The organism is Cupriavidus sp. NPDC089707, from assembly GCF_044748965.1.
Taxonomy (GTDB): Bacteria; Pseudomonadota; Gammaproteobacteria; order Burkholderiales; family Burkholderiaceae; genus Cupriavidus.
In genome coordinates this window covers 428,647-450,758 of record NZ_JBIVHB010000001.1, presented here as the reverse complement: position 1 = coordinate 450,758, position 22,112 = coordinate 428,647, and the positions used below count along the sequence as shown (strand labels likewise).

The following is a 22,112-nucleotide window of genomic DNA, read 5'->3' as shown; positions in this document are numbered from 1 at the left end:
AGCGCAAAACGACGCGCGCCTTGAAGAACCAGAGCACGCAGAACAGCAACCGGGGGATGGCAATGAATGAGTACCACGACACGGGTCACGCCACACGGCACCTCGAACCCGTCGCGACAGTCAGGAGTACCCAGCCCGATCACGGCACGGTGCCTCTGTCCCCCTGGCACGTCCTGCCGCGCACCATCGCCGACACCGGACTGGAAGTGGCGCAGCTGCTGAGCCTGCTGATGAAGGCCGCCTACCTGCACCGCACCGTCACGCTGGCCGTGCTGACCGACACGCTGAAGCTGCCGGGCACCGTCGTCAACGAAGTGGCCGCCGTTGCCGTACGCGAGCGCCTGCTTGAAATCGCTCACCGCGGCGCCAGCGACCTCGACGTTCGCTTCCGGCTGACGGACGCCGGCTATACCCGCGCCGCCGAAGCTTCAGCGCGCTGCAGCTACACCGGCGCTGCGCCGGTCACGCTCGACGCTTACGTCCAGGCGGTGAAGCGCCACTCGGTCGGCCAGGCATCGGTGACCAAGGCGGACGTCACCGCGGCCTTTCATGACCTGGTGATCCCGGTCCACCTGCTGGATGCCATCGGCATGTCGCTGAATACCTGCCGGGCCCTGATGATCTACGGGCCCGCCGGCAGCGGCAAGACCTACCTCGCGCAGCGCCTGGGGATGCTGCTGCCGGGCGCGGTGCCGGTGCCGCATGCCATCACCGTGGCCGGCGAAATCATCCAGATATTCGACCCGCTGGTCCATGTGCCCTGCGATGACAGCGAGGGCTCGCTGGCGCGCCGTTCGTTGGACCGCCGCTGGATCCTCTGCCACCGCCCGGTGGTGCTGTCCGGCGGCGAACTGACGCTGTCCATGCTGGACCTGCGCTACGACCCCGTTGCCGGCTTCTACCAGGCGCCGCCGCACATGAAGGCGAACAACGGCATCTACATCATCGACGACCTGGGTCGCCAGCTCGTCGGCGTCACCGACCTGCTGAACCGCTGGATCGTGCCGCTGGATCGCAACATCGACATGTTCACGCTGCAGACGGGCGTGCGCTTCTCGGTGCCTTTCGACGTCTGGCCGGTGTTCTCGAGCAACCTTGAACCCGCGGCGCTCGGCGACGATGCCTTCCTGCGCCGGCTCGGCAGCAAGCTCTACGTGGGCCCGCTGTCGGTGGACGACTACCGCGAGGTGTACCAGCGCACTGCCGCCGAATACGGGCTGGCGAGCAGTGAGGCCGTGTTCGACTTCCTGGTCGACAGCCTGCACTACGCCAGCGATACACCGCTGTTCGCCTGCATCCCGCGCGATCTGCTGCGCCTGGTGGCCTCCGGCGTGCACTACCACGGCGCCGCGCCGCAAGTCACTGAGGAAGGCCTGGTGGCGGCCTGGCAGGGTTACTACGGGCTGCGCACCTCGCCTGAAGGAATGCAGGCCAGCGGCGCCCGTCGCTGGTCAGACAACCACCGCGCCGCGAGCTGAACAGTAGCAGCCGACACGGAAACCATTGGGGATATTGGGGAGAGTCATCATGAAAAACATGCGCGCAATCCTGATGCTGCTGATTGCCCTGGTCGCCGGCGTGGCGGCAGTGGTGTCGGCGTCGCGATGGCTGGTGCAGCAGTCATCGAGCTCGGTCAAGCAGGTGGTGGTCGCCGCCAACGACCTGAACCTGGGGCAACCGCTCAACGGCAGCCAGCTGCGGCTGGTCAGCTGGCCGGCGGGCAGCGTGCCGCCCGGCTCATTCCAGGACTTGAAGACGCTGGAGGGGCGCGTGGTCCGCACCAGCCTCCAGCGCGGCGAGCCGGTCCTCGATGCCAAGCTGGCGCCGATCGGCACCAAGGGCGGACTGTCCGCGGTCATCAACGACGGCAAGCGCGCGATCACGGTCCGCGTCAACGACGTGGTGGGTGTGGCCGGCTTCGCGCTGCCAGGCAACTACGTCGACGTGATCGTCAACACGAATGAAGAAGCGCGCAACGCGCAGAACAGCAACATCTCCAAGATCGTGCTCGAGAAGATCCTGGTGCTGGCGGTAGCGCAGCAGGTCAGCCGTGACGACACCCAGCCCAAGGTGGTGAATGCCGTCACGCTGGAAGTGACGCCCGAGCAGGCCGAGAAGCTCGACGTGGCCCGCAGTGTCGGCACGCTGTCGCTGGTGCTGCGCAACCAGATGGACGTCGCAGACATCAACACCGGCGGCGCCACCAAAGGCACGCTGCTGGGCAAGGCACCCGAGGCGCCAGCCGCCAAGGTCGTGACCCAGACGGCCACTCGCACCGTGGTGAAGACCCGTACGGTTGCCGTGCAGCCCGCGCGCGGCAACTGCATCGGGGTGCTGGCAGGCATGCAGGGCGGCGTCGAGTGCTTCTGACCGCTGCTTCTGACCCCGTCCCGCACGACGTTCAACGAATCCTGATCTGCATCACAGCTTCTCCGGGGGGAGATTCAAAATGAACCAGAAAAGATCCGACGCCGCAGGCGGCACCCGCGTCCTGGTGCTTGCCGCCATCCTCTTCACCCCGCTGGCCGCCGCGGCGCAGGCCGCCATGGAGGCGGGCATCGTGACCAAGACCACGGCGCCGGCAGCCGCCAAGGCGCCTGCGGCACCCATGCAGATGACCATCAGCATGACGCCAGGCGCCCCGACTACGGTGGCGCAGAGTTCGGCGCAGGCACCCGCGCCGGCCGCCGAGGCGCGCGGCCCCAACTGCGTCGGTGCGATCCGCAGCGAATCCAGCGTGATGGTGCCGGTCGGCAAGTCGCAGCTGATCTCGCTGCAGGAGCCCGTACGCAACCGCACGCTGGGCAATCCCAATGTCGTGCAGGCGACGATGGTGTCGCCCCAGACGCTCTACGTGCTGGGCCGCAGCGTCGGCACCACCAACATGATTGTGCAAGGCCGCAGCGGCGCCTGCACCATCATCAACGTCGTGGTCAATGCCGATGCCGGCGGCCTGCAGACGTCTCTCGGCCAACTCTTGCCCGGCGAGCCTGGCATCCGCGTGATGACCGCGGCCGACAACCTCGTGCTGACCGGCAGCGTCACCAATGCACAGTCCGCCCAGCAGGCAATGGACATCGCCCAGGCGTATGCCAACGCTGCGCAAGGCACCGACGGCAAGAACGGGGACAAGAAAGGCGGCGTGCTCAACATGCTGTCCGTCGACAGCCCGCAGCAGGTGATGCTGGAAGTCAAGGTCGCCGAAGTGTCGAAGACGCTGCTGAACCAGCTCGGCTCGACGGTGAACCTGCAGGGTGGCTTCGGTTCGTGGAGCGGCGGGCTGGTGACTTCGCTGCTGACCGGCGCATCCACCGCGATTTTCGCCAGCAAGGCCAACAATCGGCCGTTCGATATCGCAGTCGACGCGCAGAAGAACGACAGCCTGGTCAAGATCCTGGCCGAGCCTAACCTGGTCACCATCAGCGGCCAGGAGGCCAGCTTCCTCGCCGGTGGCAAGATCTACATCCCGGTGGCGCAGGCCAACGTGCTGAACGGGGCCGGCACCGTCACGCTGCAGGAAGAAGAATTCGGCGTGGGCCTGAAGTTCACGCCCACCGTACTGGCAAACGGCCGCATCCACCTGAAGGTGTCGCCTGAAGTGTCCGAGCTGTCGCCCACGGGTGCCACCATCCGAGGCGGCACGCTGGCAGGACAGACTATCCTGCCGGTCATCACCACGCGCCGCGCCTCCACCACCGTGCAGATGCGCGATGGCGAGAGCTTTGCCATCGGCGGGCTGCTGACCGACAGCGCGCGTGGCTCGCTCAAGGCGTTGCCGGGCGCGGGCGAGGTGCCGGTGCTGGGCACGCTGTTCCGCAGCACGCAGTACCAGCAGGACCTGACCGAACTGGTGTTCGTCATCACGCCGCGCCTGGTCAAGCCGATGCAGACCAGCAACTACCCGCTGCCGACCGACAGCTTCTCCACGCCTAACCCGCTGTCGCTGTACTTCATGGGCAATATGGAAGGCCGTGGCAAGCCCGCGCCGCAGCCCGCGCCGGCCCCCTCGCAGCCCGCCGCACCGGCCGCCGCACCTGTCACGCCGCCGTCGGCGCCGCGCAGCGAAGGCACTGGCACGTCGGTCTCAATGGTGCCGACGGGCCGCCCACTGGATCCGCCGGCAACTAACGGGTCGCCAGAAGCGCAGGCAGCCGCGACCCCGACGCTTCGGACCACAGACGCGCCGGAACCGGCCCGACCAGTCGTGCGCAGTATCGCTGCAGCACCACCTGCCGAGGACACCGCCGCACGCATCGCCCGCATCGAAGCCACCGCCGCGCGCCTGGCCCAGGCACGAGCCGCCGGCACCGCAACGCGCAGCGCCGCGGGCGGCAACTGAACCGCCGCGCCCACAGGAGAACGATCATGAGCAAGAAACTCAACCTTTCGCGCGGCGCCACCACACTGGTGCTCGGCAGCCTGGCCTGCCTCACGCTGTCGGCCTGCATGACCTCGACGCCGGTGTGGGACGGCCAGCGCGGCGTGGCGCTCGCCACGGTCACGCAGATGCAGATCATCAATCCCGACGCGCCGGCGGGACTGCCCACCGTCACGGGCGCCGACGGCAAGACCGCGGTGGCTGCGATGCGGAACTTCGACCGTTCGCTGGCCAACGGCAAGCAAGGCGGCTCGCCCTCCATGACGATCGACTTCGGCGCCGGCGGCTACGGCGGCGTGGGCATGTCAGGTGGCGGGTCGCGCTGATCCGCGCAAACCACGGGGAGCCGATATGTCACGCCCTACCACCTACCGAGGCCGGCAGGCGCCCTGGCGCAAGCGGCAGCGTGGCGCGATCGCCATCATCGTCGGGCTGTCGCTGGCCGTACTGATTGGCTTCGTCGGGCTGGCGCTCGACCTGGGCAAGCTCTATGTGACCAAGAGCGAGCTGCAGAACGGCGTCGATGCCTGCGCGCTGTCCGCCGCGCGCGACGTCACGGGGGCCACGCCGCTGCTCGTGTCGGAGGCGGCCGGCCTCGCCACTGGCACGAGCAACGCTGCCATGTTCCAGAACGAGGCAGTGAAAATGGTCAAGGATCTCAATGTCACGTACAGCGACACGCCTGACGGCGCCTACCACACCAAGGACAGCGTGCCCTACGCGCTGGACAAGGTGAAGTACGTCAAATGCACCGCTGAGCGCACGGATATCGCCCACTGGTTCATCCATCTCCTTAACCTGCTGCCCGGCATCGACATCCAGCCCAGCACCGTGAACGCCATGGCGGTGGCCACCACCACCAGTGCGCAGACAGCCTGTGCCATTCCGGTCTACGTGTGCACGCCGCCGACGGCGAATCCGCCAAAGGCCGCGTACAACAAGGGCGACTGGATCAAGTCCAAGGTCGATCCGAAGGACCCGTACGGCCCCGGCAGCTTTGGCTGGGCTGACCTGTCGCCTCCGGCGGGCGGTGCTTCCGAGCTGGCGGACCTGCTTGCCGGCAGCGGACAGTGCGACCTGCCGGCAGTGGGCTCCAAAGTTGGTGAACCCGGCAATATCTCGGCGCTGATCGCGGCGTGGAATACCCGCTTCGGCATCTATACCGGCTCTTACAAGGGACCAGATGATGGCCCGCCCGACTTTACCGGCTATTCCTACAGCGTCACCACATGGAATCCACCCAACGGCGGCAACGCCTACGCTGACTTCATCCAGAAGCGAGGCGCCAACGCGCCATACCAGAAAGACGAGTACAGCGGCTTGACCACCAAGGGCACGGAATCCACACAGGCGGTGCACAAGGCCGGCGCTGACCGCAGGCTGGTACAGGTGCCGATGGTGGATTGCACCGAGTTCGCCTCGACCAAGCTGGCAAAAGTGGTCTCCTGGAACTGCATGCTGATGGTGCAGCCAATGCAGGAGCCCAGCGTCAAGGACGTGGTTTACCTCGAATATCTGGGCAATTCGAAGGACTCCACCAGTCCCTGCGCGACCCAGGGCGTGCCCGGGTCCGATACGGGTTCAGGCCCCCGCGTGCCGGTGCTGGTGCAATAGGAGCGAATCATGGAGCGATGCAGGCAGCGCAGGCGCAATCGGCACAACCGGCACAACCGGCACAATCTGCGCGGGGTGGTCGCGGTGGAATTCGCACTGGTCCTGGTGCCGTTGCTTCTGCTGGTGAGTGGGGTGGCGGAGTACGGTCGCGCCATCTACCAATACAACGCCCTGACCAAGGCCACGCGCGACGCTGCCCGCTTCCTGTCGCAGTACGCACCCAGCGAGCCGGGTTATCCGCTGGCGCAGGCAAAGTGCATGGCCGTCTATGGCAAGACCGTCTGCGAAGGCGAGGTATTGGTCAAAGGCCTCAGCACTTCGATGGTAGTCGTCTGTGACCGTGTCGACGCAAGCGGCTGTGGCGGCAAGCAGTTCGCCAACGTTCCCATCTACGAGGATGGAGACAGTTCAGGCGTACAGGCTGGCACCATCAACCTGGTCGAAGTGAGGATATCGGGCTACTCATATTCACCAATCCAGACCTACATCAAAGTGGGAACCCTGGCGTTCTCCGATATCGCAACCGTGATGAGGCAAGTGCTATGACTCCGCATCATGCCACCCGCTTGCGTCGACACCAGAGCGGCGCCACGGCGATCGAGTTCGCCATCGTTGCCAGCATCTTCTTCATGCTGCTGATCGGCATTGCCGAATTCTCGCGCGTGCTGTTCTACTGGAACACCGCTGGCGAGGCAACCCGCCTGGGCGCACGCATTGCGGCGGTGTGCGACGCCAAGGACGCGACCATCAAGGCCAGGATGACCAATCTGATGCCCAAGCTGCAGGCCGCCAACATCCAGATCGGCTACGAGCCCAGTGGATGCGAGGCGGACGCCGACGTTGCCCGCAGCACGTGCCGCTCGGTCACCGTCAGCGTGGCCAACGTCTCGGTCAAGACCTTTATTCCGGTCGTGCCGATCACGCTGGCCATGCCTTCGTTCACGACAACGCTGCCGCGGGAAAGCCTGAATTCTTCAACCGGCGGCAAGATCTGCAACTAGCACGCATGAACCAGGAGCACACCATGCTCAGAATTCTGATCGTTTCCGAGGATGCTGAAAGGTTGAGCGAGCTTTCGCGTATGGCGGACGGCTGTGGAACCTTCCAGATCATGCGGCTGCAGGATGCTCCCGCCGCGCTGTGCACCCACGGCAGTCATCTGCGCAGCGCGGATGCGCTCATCCTCGACCAGGACTTTCGCGGCGGCACGCAAATGCTGGGCATTGAAGCCCTGCGCCAGCAGCATCCCGACCTGCCCTGCATCCTGGTGACGTCGGCGCAGCAGCCGGATGTCCTGATCCGGGCACTGCGTGCCGGGGTGCGCGACATCCTGCCGTGGCCGCTCGACAAGGGCCAGCTGAGCGAGGCGCTCGGGCGGCTGGAGGCGAACCACGTGCCCAGGGAGCGCAACGAAGCACGCGTGATCTCACTGGTTTCATGCAAGGGCGGCGCCGGCACCAGCTTCATCGCCGGCAACCTGGCCTACGCACTGAGCGCCGGCGAGCGCAAGCGGGTGCTGCTGATCGACCTGAACACCCAGTTCAGCGACACTGCATTCCTGGTCAGCGACAAGACCCCGCCAGCGACCTTGCCGGACGTGTGCTCGCAGCTGGAGCGCATGGACGATACCTTCCTCGATGCCTGCATGACCCGCGTCGATGAGGGCTTCGATATCCTGGCCGGTGCGATCGACCCGATCAAGGCCAACGAGGTCCGCAAGGACAGGATCGACCACATCCTTTCCGTGGTCAGCCCGCGCTACGATTTCATCCTGATCGACATCGGGCAGTCGGTCACCCCATTGTCGCTTGCCGCTTTCGACCGCAGCCACAGCATCTGCCTGACCGTGCAGCCCAGCATCCCCTATGTCCGCACCGGCAAGCGCCTGCTGGATATCCTGCGCGCGCTGCACTACACCGAGGACAAGATCCGCATCCTGCTGAACCGCCAGGGCCGCCGCGACGAGTTGCCGCGTGCCAAGCTGGAGGAGGTCTTCGGCATGAAGGTCTTCCACGCGTTGCCCGATGATCCTGCCGTGGTGGATGAATCGATCGGCCACGGCGTTCCCGTCCTCAAGGAACAGAAGCGCAGCGCCATCGCCAAGTCGCTGATGTCTCTCGGCGCCACGCTTGCCGCGGGCACAGGGACCGAACGGCAGGCGCAGCCGGCCAGGCCGTCTCTGGCCAGGCTCTTCCTGCGCCCGAAGTCGACCGCCGCCTGAACCGCATCACGAACCGGAGTCCATCATGTCGATCCGCGAACAGATTTCCCTGCCGGAGACCCCACCGCTGCAAATGAACGGCCATGCGGCGGCCCGCAGCCATGGCACCACGCAGGCCTACCGGAATTTCAAGAAAATTGTTCACGACGCGGTGCTGGACCGGGTCGAGCTCGAGCGTCTCGCGCACTATCCACTGGAGCAGGTGAAGACGGAGATCGGCGTGCTGATCGATGCCATCATCGATGAAGAGCGGATCCTGATCAATGACACGGAACGCCGCCAGATGACGTCGGATATCTATGACGAGATGTTCGGCTTCGGCCCGCTCGAGCCGCTGCTGCAGGATCCGACCGTGTCCGACATCCTGGTCAACACGGCGAAGCAGACCTATGTCGAGCGGCGCGGCAAGCTGGAACTGACCGATATCGGTTTCTACGACGACGCCCACCTGATGAAGGTCATCGAGAAGATTGTGTCGCGCGTGGGACGCCGCATCGACGAGACCAGCCCGATGGTCGACGCGCGCCTGCCCGATGGTTCGCGCGTCAACGCCATCATCCCGCCATCGGCGATCGACGGGCCGCTGCTGTCGATCCGCCGCTTCGCGGTCAATCCGCTGCAGGTTTCCGACCTGGTGAACCTGAGGAGCCTGACCCCGCCGATGGCGCAGATGCTGCAGGCGCTGGCGCATGCCAAGGTCAACGTGCTGGTCTCCGGCGGCACCGGCAGCGGCAAGACCACGCTGCTGAACATCCTGTCCGGCTTCATCCCCGAGGACGAGCGCGTAGTCACCATCGAGGACGCTGCCGAACTGCAATTGCGCCAGCCACATGTGCTGCGTCTCGAAACCCGCCCGCCGAACATCGAAGGCAAGGGCGAGATCACGCAGCGCTCGCTGGTGCGCAATGCGCTGCGCATGCGCCCGGACCGGATCATCCTGGGCGAGGTGCGCGGCGGCGAGGCGCTGGACATGCTCAACGCGATGAACACCGGCCATGAGGGATCGCTGACGACCATCCACGCCAATACCCCGCGCGACGCGCTGACGCGCCTTGAGAACATGGTCAGCATGGCAGGCCTGACCATGCCGGCCAAGGCGATACGCCAGCAGATCTCTTCAGCCATCACGGTGATCGTCCAGGCCGCACGCATGACCGACGGGCGACGCAAGATCATCAGCATCTCGGAGATCACCGGCATGGAAGGCGAAATCATCAACATGCAGGAAATCTTCACCTTCCAGCGCTCCGGCGTGGACAAGGACGGCACCGTGCGCGGCCATTTCCGCGCCACCGGGGTGTATCCCAAGTTTGCCGAGCGGCTGCGCGTGTTCGGCGTGGGCTTGCCCGATGAAACCTACGATCCGGCGCATCGCTATGAAGTGTGATCCGCGCTATGCACGCGGCACATTCTCTCGGGGGAGACGCATATGAGCACGATCTTCTATGCCTTCGGCATCCTGCTGTTCGCAGCGGTGGTGCTCTGCTTCGAAGGCATCTATCTCTGGTGGAACAACTACCACGGCCCCGCCGCCAAGCGTATCGAGGCGCGGCTGCGTGCGTTGTCCGCGGGCGGGCACGTCAATGCCGAACGCCTGTCGATCCTGAAGAAGCGCCTGCTCAGCGATTCACCGCGGATGCAGCAGTGGCTGATGCGGTTGCCGCGCATCGGCTCGCTGGACCGCTGGCTGGAGCAGTCCGGCAGTTCCTGGTCGGTATCGCAACTGCTGGGCTACTGCGCGCTGGTGGTGCTGTGCACGGTGGCACTGATCCCGCTGGTACCGGTGCCGGCGCCGGTGGTGCTGGCCATTGCCGCCGTGGCCGGGCTGCTGCCCGTGCTGCACGTGATGCGCCTGCGGATCAAGCGACTCAAGCAGATGGAAAAGCAACTCCCGGACGCTGTCGACATGATCAGCCGCTCCCTGCGCGCCGGGCACTCGTTCAGCGGTGCGCTGGGCATGGTCGGCCAGGAGATCAAGGCTCCGATCGGCCCTGAGTTCCGCACCACGTTCGAAGAGATCAACTATGGCGTAGCGCTGGATGAAGCCATGACCAACCTGGCAATCCGGGTGCCGGTGGGCGACCTGCGCTACTTTGTCATCGCTGTGCTGATCCAGCGCGAAAGCGGCGGCAACCTTGCCGAGATCCTCGACACCATCGCCAACATGGTGCGCGAGCGGCTGAAGCTGTTCGACAAGATCCGCGTGCTCTCGGCCGAAGGGCGCCTGTCGGCATGGATCCTGGGCCTGCTGCCGTTCGCGACCGGCGGCATGATCATGGTGGTCAACCCCGACTTCATGAAGGTGCTCTGGGAAGACCCGCTCGGCTGGCGGATGATCGGCGGCGCGCTGGTGTCGATGGTGTTCGGCGTGCTATGGATGCGCAAGATCATCCGCATCCGTGTATGAGACAACAACAAGCCGCGGCGGCACAACGGTCCTGAGGGGAGTCAATCATGCAAGGCATCATCGAGGGTATTCCTGCCGAGCAGCTGGTCGTGCTCGCGCTGGTCTTCGTGGCGGCATTCGGCACAGTGCTTGCCGTGATGTACGCGTTTTCACCAAACCGCATGCACGGACGCGTCGAGCAACTCGCCGCTCAGGCAGGCATGCCCTCCGCTCACGGCGCGCAGCAGGCCTGGATCGAGAAACTGGCGCGTTGGGCACAACCGGTATCGCGGTTGTCCCTGCCCAAGGAAGGCTGGGAGAACTCACAGCTGCGCGTGCGCTTCACCAATGCCGGCTGGCGCAGCGCGAGCGCAGCACCGCTGTACTTTGGCGCCAAGACCGTGCTGGCTGTGGTGCTGCCGATGACCGGGCTGCTGGCGCTGAGTGGCCATCGGGCGTTCGACGACCAGTACACGATGTTCGCCCTGCTGGCGCTGCTGGGCGCGATCGGCTACTACCTCCCTAACGTCGTGCTGGCACGCAAGGTGGCCGAACGCCAGCGCACCGTCTTCGAGGAATTCCCCGACGTCATCGACCTGCTCACCGTCTGCGTCGAAGCCGGCCTCGGCCTGGACGCCGCGCTGATGCGCGTCGCCGACGAACTCGCGCTGCGCTGCCCCGTAATGGCCGACGAACTGCAACTGATGCTGCTCGAACTGCGCTCCGGCTTCTCCAAGGAAAAAGCACTGTCCAACCTGTCGCTGCGCACCGGCGTGGAGGATGTGGACAAGTTTGCCTCGATGCTGATCCAGGCCGACCGCTTCGGCACCAGCCTGGGCGAGTCGTTGCGCGTGCTGTCGGACATGCTGCGCACCAAGCGCCGCATGCTGGCCGAGGAGCAGGCCGCCAAGATCGCGCTCAAGCTGCTGTTCCCGCTGATCTTCACCATCTTCCCCTCGCTGCTGCTGGTACTGCTGGGGCCGGCGTTTATCCAGATCTATCGCGTCCTGTTGCCAACCATGGCGGGACAGGGAGGATAGGACTCACGGGTAACCCTGAGCGGTTCCCCCGGCTGTCTCCCGGTGCAACGCCGGCCAGACAGTCCCTTGCCCGGACCTGGTTCCGGGCTTTTTTGCTTTGGCGGCGTGCGTGCCTGGGGACTTGACCGCGGCGCCAGGGTTCTTAAGAATGCCACCACTGCCCCCGCCGCCGGCGCGGCGGATGCAGCCAGACCCCAATCGCCCCGGAGTCCCCATGAAACTGCGCATCCTGAGCGACCTGCATATCGAGCACAACATGCCGCAGCAAGTGCCCGGCTGCGATGCCGACATCGTGGTGCTGGCCGGCGACATCGCCAACGGCCGCGACGGCATCGACTGGGCCGCGCGCACGTTCGCGCAACCCGTGATCTATGTGCCCGGCAACCACGAGTATTACGAGAGCAATTTTGATGCGGTCGACCGGCAGATGGCCGAAGCCGCGGCAGAGCATCCCGGCATGCACGTGCTCAACGGCGCCGTTGCCGAGTTCGGCACCGCCAGCGGCCCCGTGCGGATCCTTGGCACGACCTGGTGGACGGATTACACGCTGTTCGGCGTCGACCGGCGCGAGGATTCGATGCAGGCCTGCGCGGGCGTGATGCTGGATCACAGGCTGATCGAAGTCGACGGCGACGACGGCAAGGCCCGCCATTTCACGCCGGAAGACGCGCTGGCGCGCCACGAGGCCGCTTCGGGCTGGCTGGCCGCGCAGCTGGCGCAGCCGTTCGAAGGCAAGACCGTGGTGGTCACCCATCATGGCCCGGACCTGGGCAGTCTTGACCCGCGCTACTCGCATGACCTGGTTTCCGGCGGCTTCCTGTCACGCCGGCCCGACCTGGTGGCGCAGGCGGACCTGTGGATTCATGGCCATACCCATACCAGTTTCGACTACTGCATCGACGATTCGCGCGTCGTGTGCAATCCGCGCGGTTATGTCAGCCGGCGCACGGGCGAGCTGGAAAACAAGCGCTTCGACTGGTGCTGTGTGGTGGAGGTCTGACGGGGAGCCGGCCTTCGGCCTCGAACCCCGAAATACAAAAACCCCCGCGGATTCACACCCGCGGGGGTTTTCGTTCAGACAGCCTGCCAGCCATGAAAGCCGGCAGTCAGTCGGCACAAATTACATCATGCCTTCCATGCCGCCCATGCCGCCCATGCCGCCCGGCATTGCCGGAGCCGACTCTTCCTTCGGCGATTCGGCAACAGCGCAGTCCGTGGTCAGCATCAGCGAAGCCACCGAAGCGGCGTTCTGCAGTGCGGTGCGGGTGACCTTGGTCGGGTCCAGCACGCCCATTTCAACCAGGTCGCCGTACTCGCCCGAAGCCGCGTTGTAGCCGTAGTTGCCCTTGCCTTCGATGACCTTGGCAACGACGACCGAAGCTTCTTCGCCGGCGTTCAGCACGATCTGGCGCAGCGGCTCTTCCATGGCGCGCAGCACGATCTTGATACCGGCGTTCTGGTCGGCGTTTTCGCCGGTCAGTGCCGAGATCGCAGCGCGGGCACGCAGCAGGGCCACACCGCCGCCGGGAACGATGCCTTCTTCCACCGCAGCGCGGGTGGCGTGCAGGGCGTCTTCCACGCGGGCCTTCTTTTCCTTCATTTCGACTTCGGTGGCAGCGCCAACCTTGATCACGGCAACACCGCCGGCCAGCTTGGCCACGCGCTCTTGCAGCTTTTCACGGTCGTAGTCCGAGGTCGCTTCTTCGATCTGGGCGCGGATCTGCTTCACGCGGCCTTCGATCGCACCTGCGTCGCCGGCGCCGTCGATGATGATGGTGTTTTCCTTGCCGATCTCGATGCGCTTGGCCTGGCCCAGGTCGTTCAGGGTAGCCTTTTCCAGCGTCAGGCCGATTTCTTCAGCGATGACGGTGCCGCCGGTCAGGATGGCGATGTCTTCCAGCATGGCCTTGCGGCGGTCGCCGAAGCCCGGAGCCTTGACGGCGGCGGTCTTCAGGATGCCACGGATGTTGTTGACCACCAGGGTCGCCAGGGCTTCGCCCTCGACGTCTTCAGCGATGATCAGCAGCGGGCGGCCAGCCTTGGCCACTTGCTCCAGCACCGGCAGCAGGTCGCGGATGTTCGAAACCTTCTTGTCGAACAGCAGCACGAACGGGCTGTCCAGCTGGACAACCTGCTTTTCCGGGTTGTTGATGAAGTACGGGGACAGGTAGCCGCGGTCGAACTGCATGCCTTCCACGACTTCCAGCTCGTCGGCCAGCGACTTGCCGTCTTCGACGGTGATCACGCCTTCCTTGCCGACCTTGTCCATGGCTTCGGCGATACGCTCACCGATCGAGGCGTCGCTGTTGGCCGAGATCGCGCCAACCTGGGCGATTTCCTTGCTGGTGGTGGTGGGCTTGCTGACCTTCTTCAGCTCTTCCACGGCGGCGCCGACAGCCTTGTCGATACCGCGCTTCAGGTCCATCGGGTTCATGCCGGCGGCAACGTACTTCATGCCTTCGCGCACGATCGACTGGGCCAGCACGGTAGCGGTGGTGGTACCGTCACCGGCGTTGTCGCTGGTCTTGGAAGCCACTTCCTTGACCATCTGGGCGCCCATGTTCTGCAGCTTGTCCTTCAGCTCGATTTCCTTGGCCACGGACACGCCGTCCTTGGTCACGGTCGGGCCGCCGAAGCTGCGCTCCAGCACCACGTTGCGGCCCTTCGGGCCCAGGGTCACCTTGACTGCGTTGGCGAGGATGTTCACGCCTTCGACCATCTTGGCACGTGCGGCGTCGCCGAACACTACGTCTTTTGCTGCCATGTTCTGAATCTCCTGAAATCTGTACGGGTGGGGCTACAAGTAACGGATTACTTGTTGACCACGGCCATGATGTCTTCTTCGCGCATGACCAGCAGTTCCTGGCCTTCCACCTTCACGGCCTGGCCGGCATACTTGCCGAACAGCACGCGATCGCCGACCTTGACGTCCAGGGCAATGTTGTTGCCCTTGTCATCCTTCTTGCCGGGGCCGATCGCCAGCACTTCGCCTTGATCGGGCTTCTCGGCAGCGTTGTCGGGAATCACGATACCGGACGCGGTCTTGGTTTCGTTGTCCAGACGCTTCACGATCACGCGGTCGTGCAGAGGACGCAGATTCATACGGACTCCTAGATACAAAAGTGAGTGTTTAATCACAAATCGGCCGGCTACCGGGGCGACGGCCGTCTGAAATGTTCAGGTGTCGCAGGGGGCACTTGATGCTGTTAGCACTCACCCCCGACGAGTGCTAATTATAGGGACGGGGTATTGCCATTTCAAGACAGCGGCTTGATGGGGGTTTTCCCGGACGGGCGATGGAAGCTCGATACCCGCCTCAGGGTCAAGTGGAAAAGATAAGGTTCTGGATGGCGAGGTGGTCCGCGTTTGGCAGCGGAAGTGATAGGTTGCATGTCAACTCCAAGCGAGATGCCGCACATCTGTCACACAAATTTCACTTTATCGGTTTCCATGATTCGACTACATTCGAATCATGGAAACCGATCACGCCCTTGAAGTGCTTGCCGCGCTTGCCCATCCGATACGCCTCTCTGTCTTCCGGATGCTCGTGCAAGCCGGGCCCGCCGGACTGCCGGCGGGCCGGATTGCCGAATTGATGGAGATGCCTGCGTCATCGTTGTCGTTCCACCTGAAGGAGCTGCACCGCGCCGGCTTGCTGTCCAGCCGCCAGGACGGTCGCTCGATCATCTACATGGCTCATTTCGAGACCATGAATGCGTTGCTGGCTTACCTCACGGAGAACTGCTGCAGCGGCAATCCGTGCTCCCCTGTGTCCACCTGTTCCGTCGCCTCCGAGTCCTGATCATGAAACGCTTCCACGTGCACGTCAGCGTCGCAGACCTGTCTGCGAGCATTCGTTATTACTCCGCGCTCTTCGCGGCCGAACCGTCGGTAGTGAAGGACGACTACGCGAAATGGATGCTTGAAGACCCGCGCGTGAACTTTGCCATCTCGGCGCGTGGCGCGGAAACCGGGGTAGACCACCTTGGCTTTCAGACTGACGACGCCGAGGAGCTGGCCGAGTTGAAGCAGCGAGCCGAAGCCGCGGACATGTCGCTGCAAGACGAAGGCGAAACTACCTGCTGCTACGCGCGTAGCGACAAGTACTGGCTGACCGATCCACAAGGCATCGCGTGGGAGCATTTCCACACCTTGGGCGATGTGCCCGTGTACGGTGATTCCCGAAAGATCGAAGCGGGCGGTCAGGAATCGGCTTGCTGTGCGCCTCGTGCTCCGAAGGGAAAGCCAATTGGCGTCGCAGTCAATGCCACGCCGTCTTGCTGCTGAGGGTGAGCCATGAGCGAAAAAATCTACAACGTACTGTTCATGACCCAATGACTACCAACGTACTGATCCTCTGTACCCACAACTCCGCCCGTAGCGTTCTGAGCGAGGGCATGCTCAATCACCTGGCCAAGCAGTTCGGACGGGATGTGCGTGCCTACAGCGCCGGAAGCTCCCCGAGCGGACGTATCAACCCGTTCGCAATCGAGGCGCTCGAAAACGCCGGCGTCGATGTCGGTGATTCCCGCAGCAAGAGCTGGGATGAATTTGTCGGCGAGAATGCGCCGCACATGCGCGTCGTCATCACGGTGTGCGACAGCGCGGCCGAGGAAGAATGCCCGTACTGGCCGGGTAGCCCGGTGAAGGTGCACTGGGGCTACCCTGACCCATCCAACACGGAAGGCGGCGACGAAAAGAAGCGCCAGGCATTCGAGCTGACCCGGCAGGCCATCGCCTACCGGATGCTGCAACTGCTGCTGCTCCCGATCGACGAGATGAGCAACGCCGAGTTGCAGGAGGCGCTGCAGCGTCTCGCGGGGAACTGAGCATGAGTAGCCAAAACGTAGCAGCGACCAGCCAGGCGGCGGCCAAACCGGCCATCAGCTTTTTTGAGCGCTATCTGACCGTTTGGGTCGCGCTGTGCATTGTCGCCGGTATCGCATTGGGGCAGATGCTGCCTGATGTCTTCCAGGCGATCGGGCGGATGGAATACGCGCAGGTCAATCTGCCGGTAGGCATTCTGATCTGGGTGATGATCATCCCCATGCTGATCAAGATCGATTTCGGCGCATTGGGCCAGGTGAAATCGCACTGGCGAGGCATCGGCGTGACCCTGTTCATCAACTGGGCGGTCAAGCCGTTCTCGATGGCGCTGCTCGGATGGATCTTTGTGCGCCATCTTTTCGCGCCACTGTTGCCTGCCGACCAGCTTGACAGCTATGTGGCCGGCCTCATTCTGCTGGCTGCAGCGCCATGCACCGCCATGGTGTTCGTCTGGAGTCAGCTCTGCAAGGGCGATCCGTATTTCACGCTGTCCCAGGTCGCACTGAACGACGCCATCATGGTAGTCGCCTTCGCGCCGGTGGTGGCGCTGCTGCTGGGCCTGTCGTCCATCGTCGTGCCGTGGGATACCCTGCTCACGTCGGTCGCCCTGTACATCGTCGTGCCGGTCATCGTCTCGCAATTCCTGCGCAAGATGCTGCTGGGCCGCGGGGTTGCGTACTTCCAGCGTGTCGTGCAACGACTGGGACCGTACTCCATCGCCGCGCTGCTCCTGACGCTGATTCTCTTGTTTGCATTCCAGGGCAAGGCCATCATCGACCAGCCGCTGGTGATCGCGCTGCTCGCGGTGCCGATCCTGATTCAGGTCTTCTTCAACTCCGGACTCGCCTACCTCCTGAACCGAAAACTTGGCGTTGCCCATTGCGTGGCGGGCCCGTCCAGCCTGATCGGCGCCAGCAATTTCTTCGAGCTCGCAGTCGCGACCGCAATCAGCCTCTTTGGCTTCCAGTCGGGGGCCGCGCTGGCGACAGTGGTTGGCGTTCTCATCGAAGTACCGGTCATGCTGGTAGTCGTCAGCATCGTCAACCGGTCGCAGTCGTGGTACGAGGTCAAGGCTCACTAACGAACTGGAAGCCCGGCGTGCGGCAGAGCACGTCACAAGTCGAATGGCGAATGACCCGCGTCACGGCAGGCGGAGGAAGCAGCGCAATGGCCTCTTCCAGCCTGTTGAGCAGCGCGGAGCTTGCAGGCTGCAACGGCAGGCGGGTTTCTGGGGAAATCACGCCGGATACTGCCAAAGCGGCTTTCACCGGTGCGGGATTCGGCTCCGCGAACATGAGCGAGATCAACGGCGCGAGCTTCGCAAACAACGCGCGGGCCGCACGCAGACGGCCGGTCTGCGCCAGATGCAGCAGGCGCACGAACAAATCCGGACGGATATGCGAGGACGCGGCGATGACACCGGCACCGCCCGCCAGCAGGTGATCCAGCAAGGCCGAATCCTCGCCGCACAACGCCGTGACATGGGGATCGTCGGCAAGCGCACGGAGATTGCCGGCATCGCACTCCTTGACCGAGGAAACCTGCGGATGCGCAAGCAGCGATCGAATGAGCGCCGGCGATATCGCACAACCCGTTCGCTTCGGTACGTTGTAGAGCATCAGGGGTCGGGCGGTTACGCGCGCGACCTCATTGAAATGCCACGCGATCCCCTCTTCGGAGGGCCGCAGGTAGTAAGGCGGCGGCACCAGGTAGCCGGCAAGATCGAAAGCATCCAGTTCGGCAACTTGCGCGCACACCGCGCGTGTATCGACCGCGCCGACGCCGGCCATCACCGGCAGCTCGCCACGGACGGCCTCGAGTACCGCCGCCGTGAAGACTTGCCGCTCGTGCGGGGAAAGCAGGCTTCCCTCGCCGGTCGTACCCAATATGATCAGGCCGTTCACGCCGGCCTCGACGTAGCGTTCGGCCAGCCTGGCGGCACCCGACAGGTCCAGCGAGCCGGCACGCATCGGCGTGACCATGGGCACCCAAATGCCCCATGGCGACTTGCGGGAAAACGCCGTGCTGCCGGTGCAGGCATCAACGGCAGCACCGGCGAAGCTCTGCTCCTCAGTGCGCCACATGGTCGTCTCCCAGGGGTGTCGTGACCCGGAACTCAGCGGCCGGAAATGCCATCATGATGGCGTGCATGGCTGCGTCGCGGTCCGCACGGGCAATCTCCACGTGCATCGTGGTCTCGCCGTGCCGGTGGTCAACCTTCACCACATAGACGCGAGCCAGCCCACCAAGCGCGCTGTGCATGGCTTGCCGCAGCCCGAACACCTCGATGGAAGCCACCGCAAGACGCATGCGGATCCATGCCGTTGTCGGCCGGGCAACCACGCGCAGCGAGGGCATGGTGTCTTCGCTGCCTTGCGAGGCGGTACGTCGGGGAACGGTATCAACGGCAAGGCTTGACTGTCGCATGTCGGAATGGACCCGCGCTTGCGGGTCACGTGTTGAACATGACTTTATGCTAGCCAGCGCCGTCTAAATTTGATGTAAGAAGCTGGGGGCGACGCATTAAATCGGCATCAAAATCAGCGGCGGCTGCCAGGATTCCAGTGCTATCGGCAAAGGCAATAACCGGGCGTGCCGCGCCCGGTCCGCTTCGGCGACCCCGCAACAGCATCGACCCGAATCCCGGCACCGTGCTACTTGCGCGCGATGGCATCCAGTGCAAGGTTCAGTTTCAGGACATTGACGCCCGGGTCGCCGAGGACCGGCAGCAGCGGCATATCCGTATTGGCCGCAATCAGCTGCTTCACCTGTTCGACCGGCAGCCCCCTGAGGCGGGCGACGCGCGCCATCTGGTATTCGGCGGCAGCAAGGCTGATGTGCGGGTCGAGCCCACTGCCGGAAGCCGTCACCAGGTCCACCGGCACGGAGGCCTGGTTGTCCGGATCCGCGGCGCGCAGTGCGTCAATACGCGCGCGTGCGGCGTCGGTCAGCGCCGGATTGGAGGGACCCAGATTGGATCCGGCCGACGCCGCTGCGTTATACGGCATTGGGGCCGTGGCAGAGAGCCGACCCCAGAAGTGCTTCGGATCGGAGAACGGCTGGCCGATCAGTTCCGAGCCAAGCGTCTTGCCATCCCTCTCGATCAGCGAGCCGCCCGCCTGATGCGGGAGCACGGCTTTGGAAATGGCCGTGATCACGCCGGGATACAGCAGGCCGGTCACCAGCGACAGGCCAACAAACACCACCAGCATCGGCCGCAACAGGCCACCTTGCACTGTGCCCGGCGACGGCTGCGGGGACTGCACTTGCGTATTCATGAATGCTCCAGATCGTAAGCGGAACGTAGGAGGAAATCAGACCCAGCCAAACAGCGCCAGGATCATGTCGATCAGCTTGATGCCGGCAAACGGCACCAGGATGCCGCCAAGTCCGTAAATCAGCAGGTTGCGGCGCAGCAGTACCGCGGCGCCCAGCGGCCGGTAGACCACGCCCTTGAGCGCCAGCGGAATCAGCACCACGATGATCAGCGCGTTGAAGATCACCGCCGACATGATTGCCGACGCCGGCGTGGCCAGCCCCATCACATTGAGCAGGTTGAGCTGCGGGTACGTGGTGGCAAACGCCGCCGGGATGATCGCGAAATACTTGGCGATGTCGTTGGCCACGCTGAAGGTCGTCAGCGAGCCACGCGTCATCAGCATCTGCTTGCCGATCTCGACAATCTCGATCAGCTTGGTCGGATTGCTGTCCAGGTCCACCATGTTCCCGGCTTCCTTGGCGGCCTGCGTGCCGCTGTTCATCGCCACGGCGACGTCGGCCTGAGCGAGTGCAGGGGCGTCGTTGGTGCCGTCGCCGGTCATCGCGACGAGTCGCCCTTCGGCCTGGTACTCGCGGATCAGCTTGAGCTTGGCCTCCGGCGTGGCTTCGGCCAGGAAGTCGTCAACCCCTGCCTCCGCCGCGATCGAAGCCGCGGTCAGCCGGTTGTCGCCGGTGATCATCACGGTCTTGATGCCCATCTTGCGCAATTCGCCGAAACGCTCGCGAATGCCGGTCTTGACGATGTCCTTCAGTTCGATCACGCCAAGCACGCGCACCGAATCGCCGTTGGCGTCGGCAACCACCAGCGGCGTGCTGCCGGCGCGGGCGACTTCATCGACGGCCTGCATCACCGCATCGGGGAACTTGCCGGCGCGTTCCGTGACGTACCGGCGCACAGCATCGGCGGCGCCCTTGCGCACGTGACGCTCGCCACCGCCATCGCGCAGATCCACGCCGCTCATGCGCGTCTGCGCGCTGAACGGCACGAATTCCGGCTTCAGGCCTGCCATCGCCGGTGCGGTCAGGCCGGGCAACTGTCGGGCCAGCGTGATAATGCTGCGCCCTTCCGGCGTTTCGTCGGCCAGCGACGACAGCCACGCCGCTTCCGCAAGCTGCAACGGCGACACGCCCGGCGCCGGGATCAAGCGCGATGCCTGGCGGTTGCCATGGGTGATGGTCCCGGTCTTGTCGAGCAGCAGCACATCTACGTCGCCAGCGGCTTCGACTGCGCGGCCCGACGTGGCGATCACGTTCGCTTCCATCATCCGGCTCATGCCGGCCACGCCAATCGCGGAAAGCAGCCCGCCGATCGTGGTCGGGATCAGGCAGACCAGCAGGGCCACCAGCACGGTGATCGTTACCGGCATGCCAGCTTTCGTCACCAGGACGCTGTAGAGCGAGAACGGCTGCAGCGTGGCCGTGGCCAGCAGAAGAACGATGGTCAACCCGACCAGCAAGATCGTCAGGGCCAGCTCGTTCGGTGTTTTCTGCCGCTTGGCGCCTTCGACCATCGTGATCATGCGGTCGATGAAGCTTTCGCCCGGGTTGGTCGTGATGCGCACCACGAGCCAGTCGGACAGTACGCGCGTGCCGCCAGTCACGGACGAGAAGTCGCCGCCCGACTCGCGGATCACCGGCGCCGATTCGCCGGTGATGGCGCTTTCGTCGACCGAGGCCACGCCGTCGATCACTTCGCCGTCGCCGGGGATCATCTCGCCGGCCTCGACCAGCACGACATCGCCGCGTCGCAGCGCCGTCGCGGGCCGCGCTTCGGTCGCGCTCCCACGCTTCCCTTCTTTCAGCACACGGGCGGTCACAGTGGTTTTCAGCCCGCGCAGCGCCTCGGCCTGTTGCTTGCTCCGGCCTTCCGCAAGCGCCTCGGCAAAGTTCGCGAACAGCACCGTGAACCACAGCCATACCGATACCGCCAGGATAAAACCGGCGGATTCGCCGCCCGCTGACGGCGCAGCCATTGCCCTCAGGAAAAGAAGGGTCGTCAGGATGCTGCCCGCGTACACCACGAACATCACCGGGTTGCGCAGCTGGTCGCGCGGCGACAACTTCCTGAAGGCCGCGACCAGCGCGGGCTTCACCAGCTCCGGCGCGAGCATGCTGCGCGCTGGCGGGCGATGATGGTGGGAACCGTGTTGCCGGTCCGACACCGGTGCGCTTTTCGCCTGAGGCGAGTTGGAGGACGATGCGCCGGTCCTGTTGGCGTCGCCCTTGGCCACTGGGGCCGTCGATTCATGTTGCATGGTTTCTCCGCAATCCGCTAGAGACACCCGGCGCCTGCGGCTGCGAGGCAGTTGCAGGCGCCGAACGTGTAGGAATGCTCGATATTTCTTCGTCAGTGGTGGCGTCAGTGGT

The 22,112-nt window shown here is 64.5% G+C and carries 22 protein-coding genes; 16 read left to right on the top strand and 6 right to left on the bottom strand.

Going from position 1 to position 22,112, the window contains the following annotated elements; all coding sequences use genetic code 11:
- The first annotated feature begins 62 nt into the window (after positions 1–62).
- The 12 genes from ACIP1U_RS02140 (at position 63) to ACIP1U_RS02085 (ending at position 12,639) form a co-directional block, all read left to right on the top strand.
- Positions 63–1,478 (top strand): ATP-binding protein, encoded by a 1,416-nt coding sequence (locus tag ACIP1U_RS02140; protein ID WP_400311747.1) that lies wholly within the window; start codon positions 63–65, stop codon positions 1,476–1,478.
- 49 nt (positions 1,479–1,527) lie between these two features.
- Positions 1,528–2,370, top strand: a complete 843-nt coding sequence (gene cpaB, locus ACIP1U_RS02135; RefSeq protein WP_400311128.1) for a Flp pilus assembly protein CpaB — start codon at positions 1,528–1,530, stop codon at positions 2,368–2,370.
- A 79-nt stretch (positions 2,371–2,449) separates the two neighbouring features.
- Complete coding sequence (locus ACIP1U_RS02130) at positions 2,450–4,339, top strand: type II and III secretion system protein family protein (protein ID WP_400311126.1); 1,890 nt, start codon at positions 2,450–2,452, stop codon at positions 4,337–4,339.
- A gap of 26 nt (positions 4,340–4,365) precedes the next feature.
- Complete coding sequence (locus ACIP1U_RS02125) at positions 4,366–4,704, top strand: hypothetical protein (protein ID WP_400311123.1); 339 nt, start codon at positions 4,366–4,368, stop codon at positions 4,702–4,704.
- 25 nt (positions 4,705–4,729) lie between these two features.
- On the top strand, positions 4,730–5,992 hold the full coding sequence (locus tag ACIP1U_RS02120; RefSeq protein WP_400311121.1) for a pilus assembly protein TadG-related protein: 1,263 nt from the start codon (positions 4,730–4,732) through the stop codon (positions 5,990–5,992).
- A gap of 9 nt (positions 5,993–6,001) precedes the next feature.
- Positions 6,002–6,538, top strand: coding sequence for a TadE/TadG family type IV pilus assembly protein (locus ACIP1U_RS02115; protein WP_400311118.1), 537 nt, complete (start codon positions 6,002–6,004; stop codon positions 6,536–6,538).
- Positions 6,535–6,993 carry a TadE/TadG family type IV pilus assembly protein gene (locus tag ACIP1U_RS02110; protein WP_400311115.1) on the top strand — a complete coding sequence of 153 codons (459 nt, stop codon included), beginning with the start codon at positions 6,535–6,537 and terminating at the stop codon, positions 6,991–6,993. The genes ACIP1U_RS02115 and ACIP1U_RS02110 overlap by 4 nt, the downstream gene beginning before the upstream one ends.
- Before the next feature lie 23 nt (positions 6,994–7,016).
- On the top strand, positions 7,017–8,213 hold the full coding sequence (locus tag ACIP1U_RS02105) for an AAA family ATPase (protein WP_400311112.1): 1,197 nt from the start codon (positions 7,017–7,019) through the stop codon (positions 8,211–8,213).
- A gap of 25 nt (positions 8,214–8,238) precedes the next feature.
- Positions 8,239–9,600 carry a CpaF family protein gene (locus ACIP1U_RS02100; RefSeq protein ID WP_400311110.1) on the top strand — a complete coding sequence of 454 codons (1,362 nt, stop codon included), beginning with the start codon at positions 8,239–8,241 and terminating at the stop codon, positions 9,598–9,600.
- Positions 9,601–9,642: 42 nt separating this feature from the next.
- The gene (locus tag ACIP1U_RS02095; protein ID WP_400311107.1) at positions 9,643–10,620 is read left to right on the top strand and encodes a type II secretion system F family protein; all 978 of its coding nucleotides are present in this window, start codon (positions 9,643–9,645) and stop codon (positions 10,618–10,620) included.
- A 47-nt stretch (positions 10,621–10,667) separates the two neighbouring features.
- Positions 10,668–11,639: a type II secretion system F family protein gene (locus ACIP1U_RS02090; protein ID WP_400311104.1), complete on the top strand. Its 972-nt coding sequence runs from the start codon at positions 10,668–10,670 to the stop codon at positions 11,637–11,639.
- A gap of 214 nt (positions 11,640–11,853) precedes the next feature.
- The gene (locus ACIP1U_RS02085) at positions 11,854–12,639 is read left to right on the top strand and encodes a metallophosphoesterase (RefSeq protein ID WP_400311101.1); all 786 of its coding nucleotides are present in this window, start codon (positions 11,854–11,856) and stop codon (positions 12,637–12,639) included.
- Between the two features lie 120 nt (positions 12,640–12,759).
- Here the strand turns inward: ACIP1U_RS02085 and groL are convergent, their stop codons facing one another.
- Both groL and groES read right to left on the bottom strand, forming a co-directional pair.
- Positions 12,760–14,403 (bottom strand): chaperonin GroEL, encoded by a 1,644-nt coding sequence (gene groL, locus ACIP1U_RS02080; RefSeq protein ID WP_400311099.1) that lies wholly within the window; start codon positions 14,401–14,403, stop codon positions 12,760–12,762.
- 47 nt (positions 14,404–14,450) lie between these two features.
- The gene (groES, locus tag ACIP1U_RS02075) at positions 14,451–14,741 is read right to left on the bottom strand and encodes a co-chaperone GroES (protein WP_010813047.1); all 291 of its coding nucleotides are present in this window, start codon (positions 14,739–14,741) and stop codon (positions 14,451–14,453) included.
- A 370-nt stretch (positions 14,742–15,111) separates the two neighbouring features.
- On the opposite strand from groES, the gene ACIP1U_RS02070 reads away from it, so the two are divergent.
- The 4 genes from ACIP1U_RS02070 to arsB are packed head-to-tail and all read left to right on the top strand — an operon-like array spanning position 15,112 to position 17,547.
- Entirely contained in the window at positions 15,112–15,441 is a 330-nt protein-coding gene (locus ACIP1U_RS02070; protein WP_400311095.1) for an ArsR/SmtB family transcription factor, read from the top strand.
- A gap of 2 nt (positions 15,442–15,443) precedes the next feature.
- Positions 15,444–15,926: an ArsI/CadI family heavy metal resistance metalloenzyme gene (locus ACIP1U_RS02065; RefSeq protein ID WP_400311092.1), complete on the top strand. Its 483-nt coding sequence runs from the start codon at positions 15,444–15,446 to the stop codon at positions 15,924–15,926.
- Between the two features lie 47 nt (positions 15,927–15,973).
- A complete protein-coding gene (locus ACIP1U_RS02060) occupies positions 15,974–16,468 on the top strand; it encodes an arsenate reductase ArsC (RefSeq protein ID WP_400311089.1) in 495 nt (164 codons plus the stop codon).
- 2 nt (positions 16,469–16,470) lie between these two features.
- A complete protein-coding gene (arsB, locus tag ACIP1U_RS02055; RefSeq protein WP_400311086.1) occupies positions 16,471–17,547 on the top strand; it encodes an ACR3 family arsenite efflux transporter in 1,077 nt (358 codons plus the stop codon).
- Here the strand turns inward: arsB and dapA are convergent.
- The 4 genes from dapA to kdpB all read right to left on the bottom strand — a co-directional run bounded on the left by dapA (position 17,534) and on the right by kdpB (position 22,000).
- Entirely contained in the window at positions 17,534–18,550 is a 1,017-nt protein-coding gene (gene dapA, locus ACIP1U_RS02050) for a 4-hydroxy-tetrahydrodipicolinate synthase (RefSeq protein WP_400311083.1), read from the bottom strand. The two genes, arsB and dapA, sit on opposite strands and share 14 nt — an antisense overlap.
- Positions 18,537–18,824, bottom strand: a complete 288-nt coding sequence (locus ACIP1U_RS02045; protein ID WP_400311080.1) for a hypothetical protein — start codon at positions 18,822–18,824, stop codon at positions 18,537–18,539. The genes dapA and ACIP1U_RS02045 overlap by 14 nt, the downstream gene beginning before the upstream one ends.
- 296 nt (positions 18,825–19,120) lie before the next feature.
- Positions 19,121–19,744: a potassium-transporting ATPase subunit KdpC gene (gene kdpC, locus ACIP1U_RS02040; RefSeq protein ID WP_400311077.1), complete on the bottom strand. Its 624-nt coding sequence runs from the start codon at positions 19,742–19,744 to the stop codon at positions 19,121–19,123.
- Between the two features lie 36 nt (positions 19,745–19,780).
- Entirely contained in the window at positions 19,781–22,000 is a 2,220-nt protein-coding gene (gene kdpB, locus ACIP1U_RS02035) for a potassium-transporting ATPase subunit KdpB (protein ID WP_400311075.1), read from the bottom strand.
- Between the last annotated feature and the right edge of the window lie 112 nt (positions 22,001–22,112).